Below are 20,408 nucleotides of genomic sequence, written 5' to 3'. Positions count from 1 at the left end.
GTCAATTATTTCTCATTGCCAAAGGCGTTCTCGCCTCTGCGGGTCAGCCACCAGGCACCCAAAATGGGCAGGGTTGTCACCAGCATCACCAGCAGAGCCACCACGTTGGTGACCGGCACCTCGCGCGGCCTGCCCAGCTGGTTCAGCAGCCACAGCGGCAGGGTGCGTTCGTGTCCGGCGGTAAAGGTGGTGACGATAATCTCGTCAAACGACAGGGCAAAGGCCAGCATCCCGCCTGCCAGCAGCGCCGAGCCAAGGTTTGGCAGCACCACATAGCGAAAGGTCTGCCAGCCGTTGGCCCCGAGATCCATCGACGCCTCCACCATGCTCCAGGCGGTACGCCTGAAGCGGGCAATAACGTTATTAAAGACAACCACCACACAGAAGGTGGCATGACCAATCACGATGGTCAGAAACCCCGGCTCCAGCCCCACCGTTTTAAACGCCGTCAGCAGCGCCAGCCCGGTAACGATGCCCGGCAGCGCAATGGGCAGAAGAAGCAGCAGCGAGATAGCACTTTTGCCAAAAAACTGGCTGCGCCAGAGAGCACAAGCAGCAAGCGTGCCAAGAATTAGCGCCACCAGCGTTGCCAGCGCCGCCACTTTAAGTGACAGTGTCACTGCATCAAGAATATCGCTTCGTGACGCGGCCACTGTAAACCAGCGCAGCGTCAGGCCCTGCGGGGGAAAGCTGAAGGCGGCATCTTCGGTATTAAAGGCATAGATAGCGATGATTAGCAGCGGGAAGTGCAGAAAAACCACCCCGCCCCAGGCAGCCAGTTTTAACAGCAGCGGTGCGCGATCAGAGTGCATCGAACGCTCCCAGGCGCTTCACGAACGCCAGGTAGAGGGCAATCAAAACGATGGGAACCAGAGTAAAGGCCGCCGCCATCGGCATGTTGCCAATCGCCCCCTGCTGGGAGTACACCATGTTGCCAATGAAGAAGCCGGGCGGACCAACCAGCTGCGGAACAATAAAGTCGCCAAGGGTCAGGGAGAAGGTGAAGATTGACCCTGCCGCCACGCCGGGGATCGCCAGGGGGAGCACCACATGGCGGAAGGTCTGTGCCGGACGCGCGCCCAGATCCGCCGAGGCCTGTAGCAGCGACGGCGGAAGCCGCTCCAGCGCCGCCTGCACCGGCAGGATCATAAACGGCAGCCAGATGTAGACAAAGACCAGGAAGCGCCCGAGGCCGGAAGTCGAGAGCGTGCTTCCACCTACCGCAGGCAGGGTTAGCACGCTCTCCAGCAGCGGCTGCAAACCCAGGTGGAGTAAAAACCACTGCGCCACGCCGTCCCGCGCCAGCAGCAGCGTCCAGGCGTAGGCCTTGACGATATAGCTCGCCCACATCGGCAACATCACCGCAATGTAGAAAAAGGCTTTCAGCTTGCCCTGGGTATAGCGGGCCATAAACCATGCCAGCGGAAAAGCGAGGATCGCGCTGGCAATGGTTACCGCAATCGCCATGGTCAACGTGCGCAGGATAATGTCGTAGTTAGCGGGTTGAAAGAGCGCCTGCAAATTCGCCAGGGTTAAATCAGGCGTCACCGACATGGTGAAGTCATCGAAGGTATAGAGTCCCTGCCAGAGCAGGGTCAGCAGCGATCCAAGATAGACAATGCCGAACCACATCAGCGGGGCAATCAGCAGCAGAAAGAGGCCCAGCGTCGGCCTGCGCCAGAACAGCCCGCTCAGGCGACCGTGCGCCGACGGGCGCGGGGCTGGAACAACGCTCATCGCCATCTACTCCTCCTGCAGCGGGACCATTGCCGCTCGCGACCAGGAGAGCTGTACGGTCTGCCCCGGCTGGAGCGAGGCAGGCTGACGGGCATCAAGCAAATTGGCCAGGCTAACCAGCAGCCGTTCCCCATCTGCCAGATTCAGCTCAATGCGGGTCGCCGCCCCCTGATACTGCACCGTCTGCACTACGCCCTCGGTTTGCACCTCATCCGACCAATCAAGGCGGATGTGTTCCGGTCGCAGGGAGTAGTTGCCGGCCATGCCGCACAGCGTCTGCGCCCTCGCGGTGCTAAAGACGTTGGAAGTACCCACAAAGCCCGCCACGAAGGGCGTTCGCGGACGCAAATAGAGATCGCGCGGGGCATCAACCTGCTCGATCTTCCCGTTGTTGAACACCGCCACCCGATCGGACATCGACAGCGCTTCGCCCTGATCGTGAGTAACGAAAATAAAGGTGATGCCCAGATCCTGCTGGAGCTTCTTCAGCTCGAATTGCATCTGCTCCCGCAGCTTGAGATCCAGCGCACCGAGCGGCTCGTCCAGCAGCAGCACCCTCGGCTGATTGACCAGCGCCCGGGCGATAGCGACCCGCTGCCGCTGGCCCCCGGAGAGCTGGGACGGTCTACGCGCGTGGGCAAACCCCAGCGCCACCCGCTCCAGTGTTTCGTGGGCTTGAGCATGCCGCGCTTTTTTGCCGATGCCTTTGACCATCAGCCCATAGGCGACGTTATCCAGAATCGACATATGCGGAAAAAGTGCGTAGTCCTGAAACACGGTATTGACGTCCCGCTCCCACGGCGGCAGCGTGCTGGCCTCTTTGCCAAAAATGCGCACCGCGCCGCCGGAGAGCTGTTCAAACCCGGCGATTAGCCGCAGGCAGGTGGTTTTGCCGGAGCCGGACGGCCCCAGCATAGAGAAGAATTCCCCGTCGTTAACGGCCAGACTAACGCCATCCACCGCCCGAACGTCACCGTAGATCCGGGATACATCATCAAACTCAACGGCATAGGTCATGCGTCACTCCTGACGATCAGCGGCCGCCCATAATGGCGATGTAATCCTGGGTCCAGCGGCTGTAGGGCACGAATTTGCCCCCTTCAGCAACCGGCGTTTTCCAGAAGGCGATCTTGTCAAAGAAGCCGTAGCCGTTGGTTTCGCAGCCCTTCTCGCCCAGCAGAGTGCTGGCCTTACAGCCCTCCGCCACTACCGGTAAGGATCCAAACCAGGCCGCCACGTCGCCCTGCACCTTCGGTGTCAGGGACCAGTCCATCCATTTATAGGCACAGTTTGGGTGTTTAGCATCGGTGTGGAGCATGGTGGTATCCGCCCAGCCGGTCACCCCCTCCTTCGGGAAAACCGTGGCGATGGGCTGGCCCTCGGCCTTAAGCGCGTTGGCCTGATAAGGCCAGGCGCTGGAGGCCACTACGCCCTCATTTTTGAAATCGCTCATCTGCACGGTGGTATCGTGCCAGTAGCGGTGGATCAGCCCGTGCTGCTCCCGCAGTACCTTCAGCACCGCCTGATACTGCTCCTCGGTGAGCTGATAGGGATCGCTGATGCCCAGCTGCGGCTGGGTGGCCTTCACAAACAGCGCGGCATCGGCAATATAGATCGGGCCGTCGTAGGCCTGGACGCGGCCCTGGTTGCTCTTGCCGTCCGGCAGGTTCTGCTTAGCGAAGATCACCGCCCAGCTGTCCGGCGGCGTAGGGAAGGTTTTGCTGTTATACATCAGCAGGTTAGGCCCCCACTGATAGGGCGTGCCGTAGACTTTGCCGCCGACGTTAAACCAGTCGCCCTTCGCCACGCGCGGGTCAACGTTTTTCCAGTTGGGGATCAGGGCGGTATTGATGGGCTGGACGCGTTTGCCCATGATCAGCCGCAGGGAGGCGTCGCCGGAGGCGGTAACCAGGTCATAGCCGCCCTTCGCCATCAGGCTCACCATCTCGTCCGAGGTGGCGGCGGTCTTCACGTTCACCTGGCAGCCAGAGGCTTTTTCGAACTCGCTAACCCAGTCGTACTGCTTATCGGTCTGGCCGCGTTCGATGTATCCCGGCCAGGCGATGATATCAAGACGCCCCTCTCCTTTACCGACTTCCGTTGGCTCGGCTGCCTGCGCGGTGACGATTGTCATACCGAGCGCGTACAGCGTGCTGCGAGCAAATGTTTTACTCATAAGCCATTACTCCTGTCGCAATCAAATGTGCGGCAGCCGTGCCGTAAAAATATCTCCCACAGTAAAGGTAGACGGCGTGTTGCGGCCCCACATAGGGCGCAAAAGAAATTTGCTTAGGTTGTGACAGATAACGCACTCCACCATCTTCTGGAGCAGAGACAACAGGTTAATGCCGGTGCGTCAGGCCATCGCCTGGCGGATTAACAACCCCAGCGTTTTAGCTGCCTGCTCCTCCCGCTCGCCCCACGCCCATGAGGTGTTAAAGCGGAAGAACGGTGTCCAGGTGTTGGAGGTTGAGAACATTTTTCCCGGCGCAATACTGATATGGTGCGCCAGGGCCTGCTCGCTCAGCTGTCCGGCATCCAGCGGCGTGGGCAGCTCAAGCCAAAGAAAGTAGCCGCTGTCGCTGGGGTGGATCTTCACCTCAGTTGGGAGATGGCGCAGCAGCGCCTGTCTGGCCTGCTGTTTACGCTCCGCCAGGGTGCGGCGCAGCCGACGCAGGTGGGCGTCGTAGCGTTTGGTAGAGAGATAGTCCACCAGCGCCAGCTGCATCGGCGAGCTGGTCGAGAGGGTGCTCATCAGCTGCAACTGCTGGATGCGGCGGGCGTGTTTCCCGGCAGCTACCCAGCCGATGCGAAATCCGGCAACCAGACACTTTGAGAATGAGGAGCAGTGGAGGGTCATCTCTTGCGTATCCCACGCTTTGGCCGGAAGCGGTTTTTCACGGCCAAAATAGAGCTCGCTGTAGACGTCGTCCTCAATCAGGGTGACGTTGTGCTCTGCCAGCAGGGCCACCAGCCGCGCCTTTTTCTCATTGCTCAGGGTAAAGCCTAGCGGGTTCTGACTGTTAGTCATCAGCCAGCAGGCCTTCACCGGATAGTCGTTCAGCGCCAGGGCCAGCGCGTCGAGATCGATCCCCTCTTCAACGTCGGTAGCCACCGCCAGCGCCTTCAGCTTCAGGCGCTCCAGCGCCTGTAACGCGCCGTAAAAGCAGGGGTTCTCGACGATCACCCAGTCGCCAGGCTCGGTCACCGCCTGCAGGCTGAGGTTGAGCGCCTCCAGCGCACCGGCGGTGATCACCACCTCATCGGGGGAGACGTTCATCCCCTGCTGGGCATAGCGGCGGGCGATAGCGTGGCGCAGATCGGCGTTGCCCGGCGGCAGGTTCTCAATCACGCTCATAGCGTTAGCGGTTTTGCTGACGTTGGCGAGGGAGCGGTTAAGCTGCTGGAGCGGAAACAGGCGTGGATCGGGAAACGCCGAGCCAAAGGGCAGTACCGAGGCGTCGCAGCTCGCCTGCAATACCTCAAAGATATAGGTATTGATATCCACAGCCTCGTCCTGCATCACCTGCGCGGGGGGCCCGGGTGGCTTTTGGGAGGGCGGCGATGCGACATAGTAGCCGGACTGCGGCCTGGCGATAATGCGGCCCTGGCTCTCCAGCATCTGGTAGGCGTGGCTGACGGTCATAAAGCTGACGTGGCTGATAGTGACCTGCTCGCGCAGCGACGGCAGCCGATCGCCAGGTTGCCAGACGCCAAGATTAATCTGGTCAATGATCTGCTGCGCCAGCCGCTGATATTTTTTCATTACTCGATCCCGTTAATCCATCCTGACCCCATTCTATAACAGACAGCGTGAGATGACGTTAATGGTTTAACAAAGCGAAACTGTTATGCTTTTAAGTTCGGGCGCTGTTTCTGCCCGCATTCATTGACATCGCCTATACTTTCGCTGACATAACTTAAATTATGCGCGGAGTCCTGCATGTTTGATCTAGACGCGTTTCATCTGGCGCGAATCCAGTTCGCCTTTACCGTCTCATTCCATATTTTATTTCCTGCTATCACTATCGGGCTGGCCAGCTATTTGGCGGTGCTTGAGGCTCTCTGGCTCAAGACGCAAAATCAGGTCTGGCGCACGCTCTATCTCTTCTGGGTGAAAATTTTCGCCGTTAACTTTGGGATGGGCGTCGTCTCGGGTCTGGTGATGGCCTATCAGTTCGGTACTAACTGGAGCGGCTTCTCGGAATTTGCCGGGAGCATTACCGGGCCGTTGCTCACCTATGAGGTGCTGACGGCCTTCTTCCTCGAGGCTGGCTTCCTTGGCGTCATGCTGTTCGGCTGGAACAAAGTCGGGCCCGGCCTGCACTTTTTCTCTACCTGCATGGTGGCCCTCGGTACGCTGATGTCTACCTTCTGGATCCTTGCCTCCAACAGCTGGATGCACACCCCGCAGGGGCATGAGATTGTCAATGGCCAGGTGATCCCGGTTGACTGGTTCAAGGTCATCTTTAACCCGTCATTCCCCTACCGCCTGCTGCATATGTCTATCGCGGCGTTCCTGAGCAGCGCGCTGTTTGTGGGTGCCTCCGGTGCCTGGCATCTTCTTAAAGGCAACAATACCCCCGCCATCCGCAGGATGTTCTCTATGGCATTGTGGATGGCGCTGGTGGTGGCTCCGATCCAGGCCGTAGTGGGCGATATGCATGGCCTGAATACCCTGGAGCATCAGCCAGCGAAGATTGCCGCCATCGAAGGCCACTGGGAGAACCCGCCCGGTGAGCCGACCCCGCTGCTGCTGTTTGGCTGGCCGGATATGGAGCAGGAGCGCACCCGCTACGGGCTGGAGATCCCGGCGCTGGGCAGCCTGATCCTGACACACAGCCTGGATAAACAGGTTCCGGCCCTCAAGTCGTTCCCGAAAGAGGATCGCCCTAACTCCACCATTGTCTTCTGGTCGTTCCGCATAATGGTGGCGATGGGCCTGCTAATGATCCTGCTGGGCGTGGTCGGGCTGTGGCTGCGTTATAAAGGGCGTCTCTATACCTCGCGTCCGTTTCATCACTTCGCCCTGTGGATGGGACCTGCCGGGCTGATTGCTCTGCTGGCGGGCTGGGTGACTACCGAGGTGGGACGCCAGCCGTGGGTGGTTTATGGCCAACTGCGCACCATTGATGCCGTCTCGCAGCACAGTACCTTGCAGATGAGTCTGACCCTGCTGGGATTCTTTGTGGTCTACTCCGCCGTCTTTGGCGTGGGATATGTCTATATCGGCAGGCTGATCAAGCACGGTCCGCAGCCTGAAGATCGTCACCCGACAGAGGGCCGTCCGGCGCGTCCGCTCTCTGCGGCCGGAGAGTCGTTAGAGACAGAGGAGAACAAGTAATGGGTATCGATCTGTCAGTTATCTGGTTTGTGATAATCGTCTTCGCCACGCTGATGTATATCGTGATGGACGGCTTCGATCTTGGGATCGGTATTCTGTTTCCCCTCATTCGCAACGGTGAAGATCGTGACGTGATGGTAAACAGCGTTGCGCCGGTCTGGGATGGTAACGAAACCTGGCTGGTAATGGGTGGCGCAGGGCTGTTTGGCGCGTTCCCGCTGGCCTACGCGGTCATTGCCGACGCGCTGACTATTCCGCTGACCATCATGCTGGCCGGACTGATCTTCCGCGGGGTAGCGTTTGAGTTTCGCTTCAAAGCGACTCCGGCGCACCGTCCGTTCTGGGACAAGTCGTTTATTTTCGGATCGATTGTCGCCACCTTTGCCCAGGGCGTGGTGGTCGGCGCGGTATTAAACGGCTTTGAGGTGACTGGTCGCCGTTTTAGCGGTGGCGCGCTTGACTGGCTCACGGCGTTTAACCTCTTCTGCGGCTTAGGGCTGACCATTGCCTACGCCCTGCTCGGTGCAACCTGGATGGTAATGAAGAGCGGCGGGCCGCTACAGGAGAAGATGCGACACAGCGCGAAACAGCTGCTGCTGGCACTGCTGGTGACTATAGGCGTGATCAGCCTCTGGACGCCCCTGACCCACCAGGGGATCGCCGATCGCTGGTTCAGCATGCCGAACCTCTTCTTCTTCCTGCCGGTGCCGCTGCTGGTGCTCCTTTTCAGCTTCTGGCAGTGGCGCAGCCTGAGCAACGTACATCATCATACGTTACCGTTTATCCTCACCCTCGGGCTGGTATTCCTTGGCTTTAGCGGCCTCGGGATCAGCATCTGGCCGAATATCATCCCGCCCAGTATCTCCCTGTGGGATGCCGCCTCCCCGCCGCAAAGTCAGGGCTTTATGCTGGTGGGCGCGCTGCTGATTATTCCGCTGATTCTGGTCTATACCGCGTGGAGCTACTACGTATTCCGCGGCAAAGTTCAGCCTGGGGAGGGATATCACTGATGGCGGCACCGCGTTTTGTAAAGCGTCTGTTCTGGCTAATTGCTATCTGGGTCGCCAGCGTACTGGCGCTCACTGCGGTCAGCATGGCGTTTCGCCTGCTGATGTCGGCGGCAGGCTTTAAATCGCACTAACCGTTCTGCCCGGCGGCGCGTCGCTTGCCGGGCCTACAAGCTGGTACGATATGTAGGCCGGGTAAGCGCAGCGCCACCCGGCGTGTCGGGTTTATGGTTTAGCGCGTTTTGGCATGGTCTTCATCAGCTCATCCGGGCTGATGGAGGCCACAACGCTACCCGGTTGGGGCATCTTGAGGATGTGATTTTTCATTTTGCCAATCACGTGCATCTCGCAGGGACGGCAGTCAAACTTCAGGGTCAGCACTTCGTCGCCGTGTACCAGCTGCATCGGCGTCGCCTTCCAGCTCTTAATCGAGCCTTTGGCCTGCTTCGGACAGAGATTAAAGGCAAAGCGCAGGCAGTGCTTAGTGATCATCACCGGAACGTCGCCCTTCTCCTCATGCGCCTCATAGGCGGCATCAATCAGCTGCACGCCATAGCGGTGATAGAAAGTACGCGCCTTCTCGTTGTAAACGTTAGCCAGGAACGAGAGATGGGTATCCGGGTAGACCGGGGCTGGCGTCGCCACGGCTTTGCGGCTGCCACGCGGGTAGTTTGCCAGACGGGCGCTATCGAGCATCTCCACGGCCTCACGGCGCAGTTGGTTCAGCTGGCTGGCGGGGACAAACAGTGCCCCCGGCAGATTGACGCGAATATCGCGCGCATAATAGATAGTCTGCCCCAGCTTGCCCAGGCCATCTTGCAGCTGGCTAAGCGCCTTTTCGGCGTTGGTGGCCTCAGCAAACTCACCCTCCAGCGTATGGGTAATGCTCACCCCCTCCTCGCTGGTCATCGTCAGGATCAGCTGCTCCTGCCAGCCGCCCAGTTCGATATCCACGCCGACACGACGCTCGCTGGAGGTTTTGGTCAACGCCTGCTGCCAGTTGTGGTCGAGGTTACGGTTCAGGGGGTGATTCGGGCGCACCTTGTAGAGATCGGCAGGCATCTCGTTCGGCCATACGCGATAGCGGTTTTCCCCGGTTTTTTCCACCGTATTAGCGCGGAAGCCGACAATCTCACGCTTAATCAACACGTTTAATCCATCACCATTGGCTAAGGACTCGCTGGCGTCAACGTCGAGGTAATCTTTACCTACCTTCAGCACTTCACCCACCGGCAGGCCGATAAACTTAGGTGAATCAAACGCGCCGATGTCGATCTTACGGGCATTAACGAAGTAGTCGGTGCTGCCGCGATGGAACGTTTTGTCCGTCGATGGGATAAAGAAGTGCTCGGTGCGCCCCGCCGACGAGCGCGCCAGATCGCCCCGCTCTTCAATAATGGCGTCCAGCATCTGCCGGTAGTGAGCGGTGATGTTTTTCACATAACTCATGTCTTTGTAGCGCCCCTCAATCTTAAAGGAGCGCACTCCGGCGTCGATCAGCGCCCCAAGATTGGCGGTCTGATCGTTGTCTTTCATCGACAGCAGATGCTTCTCAAACGATACCACCCGGCCCTGATCGTCTTTCAGGGTATAGGGAAGACGGCAGGCCTGGGAGCAGTCGCCCCGGTTAGCGCTGCGCCCGGTCTGGGCGTGAGAAATGTTGCACTGCCCGGAGTAGGCCACGCACAGCGCGCCGTGGATAAAGAACTCAATGGTGGCGTCGGTGCTCTCATGAATAGCACGGATCTGCTGTAAATTGAGTTCCCGGGCCAGAACAATCTGCGAGAAACCGACGTCGGAGAGGAACTTCGCCTTCTCGACGCTACGGATGTCACACTGGGTGCTGGCGTGCAGCTCGATAGGCGGAATATCCAGCTCCAGCACGCCCATATCCTGTACAATCAGCGCATCGACGCCGGTCTCATAGAGATCGGTGATCAGGCGCTGGGCCGGCTCAAGCTCATCATCATGCAGAATGGTATTCAGGGTGATAAAGATTTTTGCCCCATAGCGATGGGCAAACGGCACCAGCTCGGCGATATCGCGTAGGCTGTTGCTGGCGTTGTGGCGTGCACCAAAGCCAGGGCCACCGATATAGACAGCATCGGCCCCGTGCAGGATAGCTTCGCGGGCGATGGCGGTGTCGCGGGCCGGGCTTAACAGTTCAAGATGATGAGTGGGCAGGCGCATACTGTCGTTATTATCCATGATCAACTAAATGGCCGCTATTGTAGTGAGAAGCTGGCCCGGACGAAAACATTTTCGCTATGCCTGCGACGCCCTTAATACATTAATTAGCAATGCATTGAAATAATGCGCATTTCTCCCGGCACGCCGAAGGGGGTACAGTGGCTGCGTATTCCGGACATTCCTCGTCATGTGTGCGTTATTGTTTATTCGTCGTCGTGTTTAGCCGCAGGCTCGCCTGCGGCTTTTTCTTTTGGATAGTGGATTAGAGAATGAAAATGGGTCGTCTGGCCGCTGCTGTTGCGGTAGGCATGGGTTTTATCCCCGGCAAATCTGACCCCGTTTCCCGCCTGTAGCGTCTGCCACTCGCCGTCAATCTGCATCTCCAGCGTGCCGGAAATCACCACTACGTGCTCAATGACGCCGCGTTCGTGCGGGGTGGACTCGCTGAACGCGCCGGGGGCAAGCGTTACCGAGAAGTGATCGAAATGTAGCTCGTTATCCCAGGGAAAGACCGGCGTAATGGTCATCGCCTGCTGGTCGGGATCGTAGGCCTGCGGTGTGCTGGCGTCCGTCGCGGTGATAAAGGTAGAGAGCGGGACGTTAAGCCCGGTAGCGATTTTCCACAGCGTGGCCACCGTGGGGCTGGATTCATTGCGCTCGATCTGGCCGAGCATCGCTTTAGAGACGCCGGTTTCTGTAGCGAGTCGTGACAGACTCCAGCCCCGCGTCTGGCGCAGCGTTTTCAGTGTGGCTGACAGATACTGTGGCAGATCCATACTCCCTTCTCCCTTGTAGCGTGAATGGCGCATTGTGCGTTATAACGCACAATGCTATGTTTACCTACCAAAACAGTGTACACGGAGTCGTTATGCCCCTGCGTCCCTTCCCTTTTTCCACTCTGCTGGCGGGCTTTGTAGCGGTGCTGGTGGGCTATGCCAGTTCGGCAGCCATTATCTGGCAGGCCGCACGCGTCGCCGGAGCCAGCAACGTGCAAATCGCCGGCTGGATGACGGCGCTGGGGCTGGCAATGGGGATCAGCACCCTCGTATTGAGCCTGCGCTACCGGGTACCGGTGCTTACCGCCTGGTCAACGCCAGGCGCAGCACTGCTCGCCACCAGCCTGGAGGGAGCCACCCTTAACGAGGCCGTCGGCGTTTTCATCTTTGCCAACGCCCTGATCCTGCTCTGTGGCCTTACCGGCCTGTTTGCCCGCCTGATGAAGATTGTGCCGCATTCGCTGGCGGCGGCGATGCTGGCCGGTATCTTACTGCGTTTTGGGTTACAGACCTTTATTAATTTGAAAAGTGATTTCATTTTATGTTTCAGCATGTTGCTGGCGTGGCTGATCTGCAAAGCGCTGGCTCCGCGCTATGCCATCATTGCTACCCTAATCGCAGGGGGAATAGTGGCATGGCTGGGAGGTGACGTTGTCACTTCCTCGCTGCATTTTTCTGTAGTGATGCCCGAAATGATTACCCCCCATTTCACCCTGACCACCTTAATCAGCGTTGGGCTGCCTTTCTTCCTGGCGACGATGGCCTCACAAAATGCCCCTGGCTTCGCCACGATGCAGGCCGCGGGCTACCACGTTCCCGCCTCGCCGCTAATGATCTTTACTGGCGGACTGGCGCTGCTCGGCAGCGTGTTTGGCGTCTACTCAGTCTGTATCGCCGCCATCACCGCAGCTATTTGTCAAAGCCCGGATGCGCACCCGGATCCGGATAAACGCTGGCAGGCCTCCGCCGCCGCAGGTTTTTTCTATCTGCTGGCAGGCGTCTTTGGCGGCTCGATAAGCGGACTGATGGCCGCCCTGCCGCTGAGCTGGATCCAGACCCTGGCAGGCCTGGCGCTGCTGGGCACGATTGGCGGCAGCCTGCATCAGGCGCTGTGGAACGAGCACGAGCGCGATGCCGCCGTGGTGACCTTTCTCGTTACCGCCAGCGGCGTGACGCTGCTGGGCATCGGCTCAGCATTCTGGGGACTACTGGTGGGTGGGCTCTGTTTTGCCGTGCTGTCAGGCATGCGCCGCACGCATCTGTGACGGTGTAACGCCAAACACGCTTTTGAATCGGTTGCTGAAGTGGCTGGCGGAGCTGAATCCGCACCCGAACGCAATCTCGGTCAGAGGAAGTGCCGTATGGCATACCCTATCCCGGGCCTGGTGCATCCGCCGCTGCATCACGTACTGATGCGGTGCCAGACCGGATGAGTGACGAAACATGCGGGCAAAATGGTATTCGCTCAAGGACGCCTGGCTGGCAAGATCGGCGAGCGTCAGCGGCTGGGCAAGATTGGCGTCAATATACTCCAGCACATTGCGCAGCACCGAGGGAGCCAGCCCGCCGGTAACGTTGGGTACCCGCCACTGCACGCTGCTATAGCGCTGAATGATATGGGTCAGCAGCAGCGTTGACGCCGTGCTTAGGGTGAGCTGGTTAGCCTGCTGCTGCCAGTCGCAGTCAAGCAAGAACTGGCGATAGAGGGCGGTTATCTGCGCGTCCTGACCAAATGTCTTCTCATCCAGGGTCAGGGAGGCCGGGCTGCGATCCCAGATCTGCTCCCCCACGCTGCGCAGGTGCGCATCGGTGCAGTAGAGATGTACGAAGGAGAGATCGTCGCGAATATCCCAACTCGATTCGCTCTCTTTCGGCAGAAGACAAAACCGATCTGGCCCGCCGCCGTTCTGCCAGCCGCTGCGGGTCTTGTGATAGCTCTCATAGCCATCAGCAACGTAGAGGCTCAGGGTGTGGTGATCGCAGTACTGGGTGATCCGGTCGCGCTTGTTGGACCAGGCGGCCAGCTGCATACCGTTATTTAGCGCAACGGAATTATGCAGCACCGCGCTGTGCCTGCGAAGGTTTTCAAAAGCACCGTAGGAATCCGCCATAGTCACATTAACAAGTGATTAACCAGACCCTTAGTGTATGAAGAGTGCCGCACGGATGAAAGCGTTACGACACCCGCCGGCAAAAAAACCGCAAGATTTTGCAAGTCCACCGCAATCTGCTGCAAGCGATGTTGCCCGTCACGATAAACAATAGCGTTTTCAGTAACGGAGTAGCGCGATGAATGCATTAATGTACGGTCTGGTGGTGGTGATTTGGGGAACAACGTGGATTGCGATCCATCTGCAACAGGGGCCGGTCTCCGCGCCAGTCTCCATCTTCTGGCGCTTTGCGCTGGCGACTGCAATCATGATGCTGACTCTGCTGGCGCTTAAGCGACTGCGGGCGCTGACGCTCAGGGACCACCTGATGTGTATGGTGCAGGGCGGCTGCGTTTTCGGCTTTAACTTCCTCTGTTTTTACACCGCAGCAGCGTGGATCAATACCGGCCTGGAGTCGGTTATCTTCTCCATGGCGGTGCTGTTTAATGCGGTAAACAGCTTTATCTTCTTTGGTCAGCGCCCTCCGGCTCGCTTCTTTCTGGCCGCCGCGCTGGGTCTGACCGGCATCGTCGCCCTCTTCTGGCAGGATCTGCTGGCGAAGGAGCTGAACCTTAACCTGCTGCTGGGCATTGGCCTCTCGGCGCTGGGCACTCTGGGCTTCTCTCTGGGCAATATGATCAGCCTGCGCCACCAGCGTAAAGGCCTGGAGACGATGACCACTAACGGCTGGGCAATGCTCTACGGCACGCTGATTATGGGCTTCATCGCCCTGGTGCGTGGAGACAGCTTTGTCCCCGAGTGGACGGTGAGCTATCTGGGGGCGCTGGTCTACCTGTCCGTGTTTGGCTCGGTCATTGCCTTTGGGGTCTATTTCTCGCTGGTGGGTCGTATCGGGGCAAGCAATGCCGCTTACAGTACCCTGCTCTTTCCGCTGGTAGCATTAACGCTTTCAACCCTGTTCGAGGGATACCGCTGGGAGAGCAATGCCGTGGTGGGCCTGGTGCTGATTCTGGTGGGCAATATGGTGATGTTTACCCGTCCTGAAAATCTGCTGCGGGTATGGCAGTGGCGTCAGCGCTCTGCCTGAGGGGAAAGAGAAGCGCCATCGTCATGATGGCGCTTTGAAGATTACGGTTTTTTAACCTGGAACAGCGCCGCGTCGCTGGCCATATCGTCAACCACCTGTTTCAGGGTGTCGACGGTGAGCGGCGTATTCTGGTTGTTGAGATCCTTGCCTTCGCCTTTACGCACCACTTTGATCACCGGTTTGTTGGTGGCAGCGTCAATCAGCTCACCCTCAAAGTAGAGCGCGGTATCCATGGTCCGGTGGCCAGTGGCGGCCTGGGTGCCCGCTACCACCATCGCAATCGGGATCACCTCATAGAATTGCAGTCCCTGTTTGCTGGAGTCGACGCCGGTGATCGCCCCACGGAAGATCAGGCTGCGCGGGCCAGGTGTGGCCACCAGCGGTTTGCGCTGGGCAGCGGCAGCTTTCAGCTTAGTATTGGTGTAGGTCAGCAGGCCGTTAAGGGTATCCTGGCCGATCTGAGTGGTAGGTCTGGGCGTTGGATAGTAGACAACAGGGTTATAGACAATGCTGTCATACTTGCTGTCATCAAACGACGGGTCAACCCAGCGCAGTACCGGTTTACCCGAGGCAGAGGTCGCCTGTTGCAAATTTGAATAGTCTTTTAAAAAACCTGAATACTTTTCCGGCTGTGTAACTTTTGACGCACAACCTGTCAGTGCCAGCAGCCCCGACAGTACCGCGACCTGAATCAATGAGTGAGTACGCATGTATTTATTCCTGGAATTATGACTATGCATACGGAGTTATAGCAAAACTCAGTTACGGTTGTTGTGACTAAAAGAGTGCTGGATCACCCTTTTACGAAAAAATCATGCCTGCGTATTACCGCAGGCATGGAATGATTATTTTTTCAAATCGACCTGATAAAAAATATGTTTGCCAAAGGGATCGATCTCATATCCCACTACCTCTTTGCGCACCGGCTCGAAAATCGTCGAGTGGGCGATCATCACGGCGGGCATCTGGTCATGCATCATCTGCTGCGCCTGCTTATAGAGGGCGGTACGCTGGGATTGATCGGTAATGGCTTTCGCCTCGGCAATCAGCTTATCAAACGGCTGATTGCACCACTTAGCCGAGTTGGAGCCGCCGTCCGCCGACTGGCAGGTAAAGAGCGGGCCGAAGAAGTTATCCGGATCGCCAGTGGCGGTGGTCCAGCCCATCAGCGCCGCCTGGTGTTCGCCACCCTTCACACGCTTGAGGTACTCGCCCCACTCATAGGTGACAACCTTCGCCTGCACGCCAATCTTCGCCCAGTCGGCCTGGATCATCTCCGCCATGCGCTTCGCGTTCGGGTTATAGGGACGCTGCACCGGCATCGCCCACAGGTCGATGCTCAAGCCGTTGGCAAAGCCCGCCTCGGCCAGTAACGCTTTGGCCTGCTCCGGGTTGTAGTCGTAATCTTTCAGGTCGCCGTCGGCGCTCCAGACGCCTGGCGGCAGCAGGTTTTTCGCCGCCGTACCGGTGCCCTGGAAGACCGCGTCGATAATCGCTGGCTTGTTAATCGCCATCGCCAGCGCCTGCCGTACCTTAACGTTATCCGTCGGCGCTTTCTGCGTGTTGAGGGCAAGGAATCCGGTATTCAGCCCGGCCTTGCTCATCAGATTGATATTGGGATTCTCACGCATCCGCGGCAGATCCGCCGGGTTCGGGAAGGCCATCACCTGACACTCGTTCTTCTCCAGCTTGGCATAGCGTACCGAGGCGTCTGGCGTGATGCTGAATACCAACCGGTCCAGCTTGGCCTTGCCCTGCCAGTACTCCGGGAAGGCGGTAAAGAGGATGCGCGAATCCTTCTGGTACTGCGCCAGCCGGAACGGGCCGGTGCCGACAGGGTCCATATCAACGCGCGTCGGCGTGCCCGCCTTCAGCATGGCATCGCCATACTCAGCCGAGAGGATCGAGGCGAAATACCACGCCAGATCGGCCACAAATGGCGCTTCCGGGTGCGCAAGGGTAAAGCGCACGGTGTGATCATCGATCTTATCGATGCTGGTGATCAGCTTGCCAAACTCCAGGCTCTCAAAGTTGGAGTAGTTGCCGTTAGAGACGTTGTGATAGGGATGATTCGGATCTTTCTGCCGCATAAACGAGAAGATAACGTCATCGGCGTTGAAGTCCCGCGTCGGGGTAAAGTATTTATTGCTCTGGAACTTTACTCCCTTGCGCAGATGGAAGGTGTAGGTTTTACCATCTTCGCTAACGTCCCAGCTCTCGGCCAGGCTCGGCTCCAGCTCTGTGGTGCCGACCTTGAACTCCACCAGCCGATTGTAGACCGGTACGGCGCTGGCATCGACGCTGGTTCCCGAGGTATAGAGCTGAGGGTTAAAGTTTTCAGGCGATCCTTCCGAACAGTAAACCAGCGTCTTCGCTGCCACGGTAGAACTGACCGTGAGCGCGGCCAACGCCAGTGCAAGTGTTGTGGGTTTGCTTATCATCTTTATCCTGTCGTTTATCCGGCTATCTTAGCGTGCTATCAATTAGTGCTTGTTGTTTGCCTGTTAATACATAACATTAAAGTCACACCGTAAGCACCTGATAAAACAAATAAAGAAGGATCCACTATGTCATCGCCACTCGCCAGACAATTAACCCAACGCTTTTTTAACTACCTCGCCATCACCAGCCAGAGCGATGCCGCCGCTACCACGCTGCCCACCACAGCAGGCCAGTATGAGATGGCCCGCGTCCTCGCCGACGAGCTAAAAACGCTGGGATTAGAAGAGATTGTGATCGACGAGCATGCTACCGTTACGGCGGTTAAAAAAGGCAACGTGCCGGGCGCACCGCGCGTCGGTTTTATCACCCATATCGATACCGTAGACGTCGGCTTGTCGCCGGATATTCATCCACAGATCCTGCAGTTTACCGGCACAGATCTCTGTCTGAACGCCCAGCAGGATATCTGGCTGCGCACCGCCGAGCATCCGGAAATCCAGGCCTACCCGGGCGAGGAGATTATCTTCAGCGACGGCACCAGCGTGCTGGGCGCAGACAACAAGGCGGCGGTGACGGTGGTCATGACCCTGCTGGAGAACCTGACCGCGGAACATCAACATGGCGATATCGTGGTGGCCTTTGTACCGGATGAAGAGGTTGGCCTGCGCGGGGCGAAGGCACTGGATCTTGCGCGCTTTGACGTCGAGTTTGCGTGGACCATCGACTGCTGCGAGCTGGGGGAGATTGTCTACGAGAACTTTAACGCTGCCCAGGCGAAAATCCGTTTTACCGGCGTGACGGCGCACCCGATGTCGGCCAAGGGCGTACTGGTGAACCCCCTGCTGATGGCAACGGACTACATCAGCCATTTCGATCGCCAGCAGACGCCGGAGCATACCGCAGGTCGCGAGGGCTACACCTGGTTCAACGGTATGGAGGCGGTACAGGGCCACGCCGTGCTCAGCGCCAGCATCCGCGATTTTGATAAAGCAGGTTTCGAGCAACGCAAGCAGCAGATTGGCGAGGTGGCGCAGCGTATCGCCGCGCAGCACCCCACCGCGAAGGTAGAGTATGAGATTGAGGACGTCTACAGCAACATCAGTAACGCTGTCGGGGAGGATCGCCGCGCCATCGACCTGATGTTTGAGGCGATGGAGTCCCTGGGCATCACGCCGAAGCCAACCCCGATGCGCGGCGGCACCGACGGCGCGGCGCTCTCGGCAAAGGGGCTGCTAACCCCGAACTTCTTCACCGGCGCGCACAACTTCCACTCGCGCTTTGAGTTCCTGCCGCTGAAATCCTTCGAGGCGTCCTATAACGTCGCCCTTCAGCTCTGTCTGCTGGCGGCTCGCTAAGCGGGTTTGCGGGCCAGCAGCGTGGCAAAGCGCAGCTTGATGCGGTTGCCATTGGCGTCGGTGCGGTGTAGCTCACCGACGTCTTCATTGTATTTCACCACTTCCCAGCCGCTGTAGTACTCCGCCAGCTCTCCGGCCTTAAAGGCAAATGGGAAGCCGACCGTGCAGGGAAAATCCTCGGTATCCATCGCGGCAACAATCAGGTTATAGCCCCCCGGCACGGTGGTACGCTGCATATTGGCAATCAGGCCAGGGATGGTCTGCGCCTCAAGGAACATCATCACCACGGTGGAGAGAATAAAGTCATACTCTCCTTCAAAAGTCAGCGCGTTGAGATCGACAGTAGCTATCTCAAGGTTTTCCAGCCCCTCAGCCTCTTTGATACGCTCGATATTGGCGATGCTCAGCGGGTTTTTGTCCCACGCCGTGACACTGTAACCATTTGCGGCAAGGTAGAGGCTATTGCGACCGTTTCCGCAGCCGAGATCGAGCGTTTTGCCCGGCGGAACCAGCGCCGTCGTAGCCAGCACCTCAGAATGGGTACGAGTCAGACCATATTTTTCAGTGAAGTAGTTCTCATCAACCAGGGCCATGGGACATCCTTACTAAGAGGAAAAAATTGAAATGATATTTTAAATGCATTTTATGGAAATTCCTTTGCAATAGCCAGAGCGACAAAGTTTGCTACGTTTAACAGAGGCCATTCGCGGAAAACCAATAATGAACAAGTATCGCCTGAGCGATGCCAGCCGCTCATTCAGCTATCAGGATAATGGTGAGAAGAAGTACGTTACCCTGCGCCAGATCGTCGCCCTTAAAGATTTTCACGATATCCGGGCCGGCACGCTGGGCGGCTGGGTAGAAAATGAGCAGGTGCTGAGCCAGCAGGGTAGCTGCTGGATCTACGATGAGAACAGCATGGTGTTTGGCGGCAGCCGGATACGCGACAGCGCGCGCATCAGCCAGCCCTGCACCATCTATGACGGCGTGGAGATAAGCGACAATGCCTGGGTGGACGGATCGGATATCTGCCGGGGTGCCCGTCTCAGCGGCAACGTGCTGGTGCAGCGGTCGCGGGTCAGCGGCGAATGTGTGCTGAGTGACGACGCCCGGATCCTCAACGGCAGCGAGATTATTGCCGCCCGCGGGCTCACCCTTGATAACGATGCCACCCTGCGCATCTACGACCGGGCCACGGTTAACCACTCTCGCATCCTGCACCAGGCGCAGATTTACGGCGATGCCATCGTCAACTACGCCTTTGTCGAGCATCGGGCTGAAGTGTTTGACTTTGCGCTGCTGGAGGGCAACGAGGAGAATGACGTCTGGGTCTGCGACTGCGCCAAGGTCTACGATCGCGCTCGTATTGTGGCTGGCCGTGGCGAGGATGCCATACCCACCCTACGCTACAGCGCGCAGGTGGCGGAGAATGCAGTCGTGGAAGGCAACTGCGTGCTTAAGCACCACGTGCGGGTCGGTGGCGAGGCGCGGCTCAGCGGCGGGCCGCTAGTGCTGGACGACTTTGTTCTCGTTTATGGGAGGGCGCAGCTCAGCGGTAATCTGCTGATCGAGGCGCATATTGAGATTGGCGGCGACGCGGCGGTGATTGCTTTCGAAGAGGAGTATATTCATCTGCGCGGTCCGAAGGTGATGAGCGGCGCGGAGCGTATCACCCGCACGCCGCTGCTGGGATCGCACTAGCCGTCGATAATCCGCGCGTAGAGGTTTTGATCGTCATAGCGCCCGTTAAGGAACTCCGCCTCTTTCAGGCAGCCCTCAAGCACAAAACCGCTGCGCTGGGCCACCCGGTTGCTGGCGGCGTTATCCACCCGGCACTTGATCACAAAGCGCCGGATTTCACCGCTGCGGGCGTAGTGCTGAATAAACGCCTCCAGCGACTGGGAAAGGATGCCCTGCCCCTGATGCGCCTCATCCAGCCAGTAGCCGATATAGGCGGTCTTGTTCAGAGGTTCGATGGCATTGAACGACAGCACGCCTACAATGGTATCCTGCTGCATGATCAGGAACATTTTGGCGTAGCCACGCTGATGCAGCATCATGTTACTCTGGGCGTTCTTCAGCGAGTCCTCTTCGCTGGCGACATACTGGGGCCAGTTCAGCGACTGCTGGAGCCACTCCCGGTTCTTCACCACCAGCTGGTGCAACTCGCTGACGAAGCGCTCATTGATAGCGCACAGCTTCAGCGCGTCGTTAACGGGAATGATCTCATCCGTGCTGGTCTGCATGATTAACTCCTAAAATTTCCTCGTTTAGGAAAACATATTTCCGCTTCGAAACATATTCTAATCTTCATCTCCCCCTTTTATTTGTAGGGTTCAAGACTAAACAGCTGCGTTTT

At 58.1% G+C, this 20,408-nt stretch carries 19 protein-coding genes; 7 read left to right on the top strand and 12 right to left on the bottom strand.

Annotated elements, in window-relative coordinates; genetic code table 11:
- Positions 1-5: 5 nt before the first annotated feature.
- The 5 genes from RTM13_RS02640 to RTM13_RS02620 form a co-directional block, all read right to left on the bottom strand.
- Positions 6-812: an ABC transporter permease gene (locus RTM13_RS02640; RefSeq protein ID WP_312209868.1), complete on the bottom strand. Its 807-nt coding sequence runs from the start codon at positions 810-812 to the stop codon at positions 6-8.
- Entirely contained in the window at positions 802-1,743 is a 942-nt protein-coding gene (locus tag RTM13_RS02635) for an ABC transporter permease (protein WP_312209866.1), read from the bottom strand. The genes RTM13_RS02640 and RTM13_RS02635 overlap by 11 nt, the downstream gene beginning before the upstream one ends.
- Entirely contained in the window at positions 1,744-2,754 is a 1,011-nt protein-coding gene (locus RTM13_RS02630) for an ABC transporter ATP-binding protein (RefSeq protein WP_312209865.1), read from the bottom strand.
- A 16-nt stretch (positions 2,755-2,770) separates the two neighbouring features.
- Positions 2,771-3,913: a putative ABC transporter substrate-binding protein YdcS gene (gene ydcS, locus RTM13_RS02625; protein ID WP_312209863.1), complete on the bottom strand. Its 1,143-nt coding sequence runs from the start codon at positions 3,911-3,913 to the stop codon at positions 2,771-2,773.
- A gap of 180 nt (positions 3,914-4,093) precedes the next feature.
- Positions 4,094-5,503: a PLP-dependent aminotransferase family protein gene (locus tag RTM13_RS02620; protein ID WP_312209861.1), complete on the bottom strand. Its 1,410-nt coding sequence runs from the start codon at positions 5,501-5,503 to the stop codon at positions 4,094-4,096.
- Positions 5,504-5,680: 177 nt separating this feature from the next.
- Between RTM13_RS02620 and RTM13_RS02615 the strand changes: the two genes are divergently transcribed.
- From RTM13_RS02615 to RTM13_RS02605, 3 genes are read left to right on the top strand one after another with little or no spacing between them, the layout of a single operon-like run.
- Complete coding sequence (locus tag RTM13_RS02615; RefSeq protein ID WP_312209860.1) at positions 5,681-7,081, top strand: cytochrome ubiquinol oxidase subunit I; 1,401 nt, start codon at positions 5,681-5,683, stop codon at positions 7,079-7,081.
- Positions 7,081-8,091: a cytochrome d ubiquinol oxidase subunit II gene (cydB, locus tag RTM13_RS02610; protein ID WP_312209858.1), complete on the top strand. Its 1,011-nt coding sequence runs from the start codon at positions 7,081-7,083 to the stop codon at positions 8,089-8,091. The genes RTM13_RS02615 and cydB overlap by 1 nt, the downstream gene beginning before the upstream one ends.
- Positions 8,091-8,222, top strand: coding sequence for a DUF2474 domain-containing protein (locus RTM13_RS02605; protein ID WP_103820197.1), 132 nt, complete (start codon positions 8,091-8,093; stop codon positions 8,220-8,222). Before cydB ends, RTM13_RS02605 begins: the two co-directional genes overlap by 1 nt.
- Before the next feature lie 91 nt (positions 8,223-8,313).
- Here the strand turns inward: RTM13_RS02605 and RTM13_RS02600 are convergent, their stop codons facing one another.
- Both RTM13_RS02600 and RTM13_RS02595 read right to left on the bottom strand, forming a co-directional pair.
- A complete protein-coding gene (locus tag RTM13_RS02600) occupies positions 8,314-10,278 on the bottom strand; it encodes a U32 family peptidase (RefSeq protein ID WP_312209856.1) in 1,965 nt (654 codons plus the stop codon).
- A 203-nt stretch (positions 10,279-10,481) separates the two neighbouring features.
- A complete protein-coding gene (locus RTM13_RS02595; RefSeq protein ID WP_312209855.1) occupies positions 10,482-11,054 on the bottom strand; it encodes an XRE family transcriptional regulator in 573 nt (190 codons plus the stop codon).
- 92 nt (positions 11,055-11,146) lie between these two features.
- On the opposite strand from RTM13_RS02595, the gene RTM13_RS02590 reads away from it, so the two are divergent.
- On the top strand, positions 11,147-12,319 hold the full coding sequence (locus tag RTM13_RS02590; RefSeq protein ID WP_312209854.1) for a benzoate/H(+) symporter BenE family transporter: 1,173 nt from the start codon (positions 11,147-11,149) through the stop codon (positions 12,317-12,319).
- On the opposite strand, the gene RTM13_RS02585 is transcribed toward RTM13_RS02590, so the two are convergent.
- On the bottom strand, positions 12,293-13,165 hold the full coding sequence (locus tag RTM13_RS02585) for an AraC family transcriptional regulator (protein ID WP_312209852.1): 873 nt from the start codon (positions 13,163-13,165) through the stop codon (positions 12,293-12,295). The genes RTM13_RS02590 and RTM13_RS02585 overlap by 27 nt on opposite strands.
- 178 nt (positions 13,166-13,343) lie before the next feature.
- Here RTM13_RS02585 and RTM13_RS02580 point away from each other — a divergent pair, with 178 nt between their 5' ends.
- The gene (locus tag RTM13_RS02580) at positions 13,344-14,252 is read left to right on the top strand and encodes a DMT family transporter (RefSeq protein ID WP_312209850.1); all 909 of its coding nucleotides are present in this window, start codon (positions 13,344-13,346) and stop codon (positions 14,250-14,252) included.
- A 41-nt stretch (positions 14,253-14,293) separates the two neighbouring features.
- Here RTM13_RS02580 and RTM13_RS02575 read toward each other — a convergent pair whose 3' ends face one another.
- Positions 14,294-14,962 (bottom strand): DUF3313 domain-containing protein, encoded by a 669-nt coding sequence (locus RTM13_RS02575; RefSeq protein ID WP_312209848.1) that lies wholly within the window; start codon positions 14,960-14,962, stop codon positions 14,294-14,296.
- A 135-nt stretch (positions 14,963-15,097) separates the two neighbouring features.
- Complete coding sequence (locus tag RTM13_RS02570; protein WP_312209846.1) at positions 15,098-16,693, bottom strand: ABC transporter substrate-binding protein; 1,596 nt, start codon at positions 16,691-16,693, stop codon at positions 15,098-15,100.
- A 126-nt stretch (positions 16,694-16,819) separates the two neighbouring features.
- Here RTM13_RS02570 and pepT point away from each other — a divergent pair, with 126 nt between their 5' ends.
- Positions 16,820-18,049, top strand: coding sequence for a peptidase T (gene pepT / locus RTM13_RS02565; protein ID WP_312209844.1), 1,230 nt, complete (start codon positions 16,820-16,822; stop codon positions 18,047-18,049).
- On the opposite strand, the gene tehB is transcribed toward pepT, so the two are convergent.
- On the bottom strand, positions 18,046-18,642 hold the full coding sequence (gene tehB / locus RTM13_RS02560) for a tellurite resistance methyltransferase TehB (RefSeq protein ID WP_312209842.1): 597 nt from the start codon (positions 18,640-18,642) through the stop codon (positions 18,046-18,048). The genes pepT and tehB overlap by 4 nt on opposite strands.
- 127 nt (positions 18,643-18,769) lie before the next feature.
- Between tehB and ydcK the strand changes: the two genes are divergently transcribed.
- Positions 18,770-19,750, top strand: coding sequence for a YdcK family protein (gene ydcK / locus RTM13_RS02555; protein WP_312209840.1), 981 nt, complete (start codon positions 18,770-18,772; stop codon positions 19,748-19,750).
- Here the strand turns inward: ydcK and rimL are convergent.
- Positions 19,747-20,295, bottom strand: a complete 549-nt coding sequence (rimL, locus tag RTM13_RS02550; RefSeq protein ID WP_312209839.1) for a 50S ribosomal protein L7/L12-serine acetyltransferase — start codon at positions 20,293-20,295, stop codon at positions 19,747-19,749. The two genes, ydcK and rimL, sit on opposite strands and share 4 nt — an antisense overlap.
- Positions 20,296-20,408 lie beyond the last annotated feature (113 nt).

Source organism: Pseudescherichia sp. (assembly GCF_031979925.1).
GTDB lineage: Bacteria > Pseudomonadota > Gammaproteobacteria > Enterobacterales > Enterobacteriaceae > Pseudescherichia.
This window is presented reverse-complemented; position numbering and strand designations above follow the sequence as displayed.

Excerpts from the sequence above, each read along its gene's own strand:
- rimL (WP_312209839.1), bottom strand. The coding sequence starts at position 20,295 with ATGCAGACCAGCACGGATGAGATCATTCCCGTTAACGACGCGCTGAAG.
- RTM13_RS02575 (WP_312209848.1), bottom strand. The coding sequence starts at position 14,962 with ATGCGTACTCACTCATTGATTCAGGTCGCGGTACTGTCGGGGCTGCTG.
- tehB (WP_312209842.1), bottom strand. The coding sequence starts at position 18,642 with ATGGCCCTGGTTGATGAGAACTACTTCACTGAAAAATATGGTCTGACT.
- RTM13_RS02605 (WP_103820197.1), top strand. The coding sequence starts at position 8,091 with ATGGCGGCACCGCGTTTTGTAAAGCGTCTGTTCTGGCTAATTGCTATC.
- RTM13_RS02585 (WP_312209852.1), bottom strand. The coding sequence starts at position 13,165 with ATGGCGGATTCCTACGGTGCTTTTGAAAACCTTCGCAGGCACAGCGCG.
- RTM13_RS02580 (WP_312209850.1), top strand. The coding sequence starts at position 13,344 with ATGAATGCATTAATGTACGGTCTGGTGGTGGTGATTTGGGGAACAACG.
- RTM13_RS02600 (WP_312209856.1), bottom strand. The coding sequence starts at position 10,278 with ATGCGCCTGCCCACTCATCATCTTGAACTGTTAAGCCCGGCCCGCGAC.
- RTM13_RS02630 (WP_312209865.1), bottom strand. The coding sequence starts at position 2,754 with ATGACCTATGCCGTTGAGTTTGATGATGTATCCCGGATCTACGGTGAC.
- RTM13_RS02570 (WP_312209846.1), bottom strand. The coding sequence starts at position 16,693 with ATGATAAGCAAACCCACAACACTTGCACTGGCGTTGGCCGCGCTCACG.
- RTM13_RS02615 (WP_312209860.1), top strand. The coding sequence starts at position 5,681 with ATGTTTGATCTAGACGCGTTTCATCTGGCGCGAATCCAGTTCGCCTTT.
- ydcK (WP_312209840.1), top strand. The coding sequence starts at position 18,770 with ATGAACAAGTATCGCCTGAGCGATGCCAGCCGCTCATTCAGCTATCAG.
- RTM13_RS02640 (WP_312209868.1), bottom strand. The coding sequence starts at position 812 with ATGCACTCTGATCGCGCACCGCTGCTGTTAAAACTGGCTGCCTGGGGC.
- RTM13_RS02635 (WP_312209866.1), bottom strand. The coding sequence starts at position 1,743 with ATGGCGATGAGCGTTGTTCCAGCCCCGCGCCCGTCGGCGCACGGTCGC.
- ydcS (WP_312209863.1), bottom strand. The coding sequence starts at position 3,913 with ATGAGTAAAACATTTGCTCGCAGCACGCTGTACGCGCTCGGTATGACA.
- RTM13_RS02590 (WP_312209854.1), top strand. The coding sequence starts at position 11,147 with ATGCCCCTGCGTCCCTTCCCTTTTTCCACTCTGCTGGCGGGCTTTGTA.
- RTM13_RS02620 (WP_312209861.1), bottom strand. The coding sequence starts at position 5,503 with ATGAAAAAATATCAGCGGCTGGCGCAGCAGATCATTGACCAGATTAAT.
- cydB (WP_312209858.1), top strand. The coding sequence starts at position 7,081 with ATGGGTATCGATCTGTCAGTTATCTGGTTTGTGATAATCGTCTTCGCC.
- RTM13_RS02595 (WP_312209855.1), bottom strand. The coding sequence starts at position 11,054 with ATGGATCTGCCACAGTATCTGTCAGCCACACTGAAAACGCTGCGCCAG.
- pepT (WP_312209844.1), top strand. The coding sequence starts at position 16,820 with ATGTCATCGCCACTCGCCAGACAATTAACCCAACGCTTTTTTAACTAC.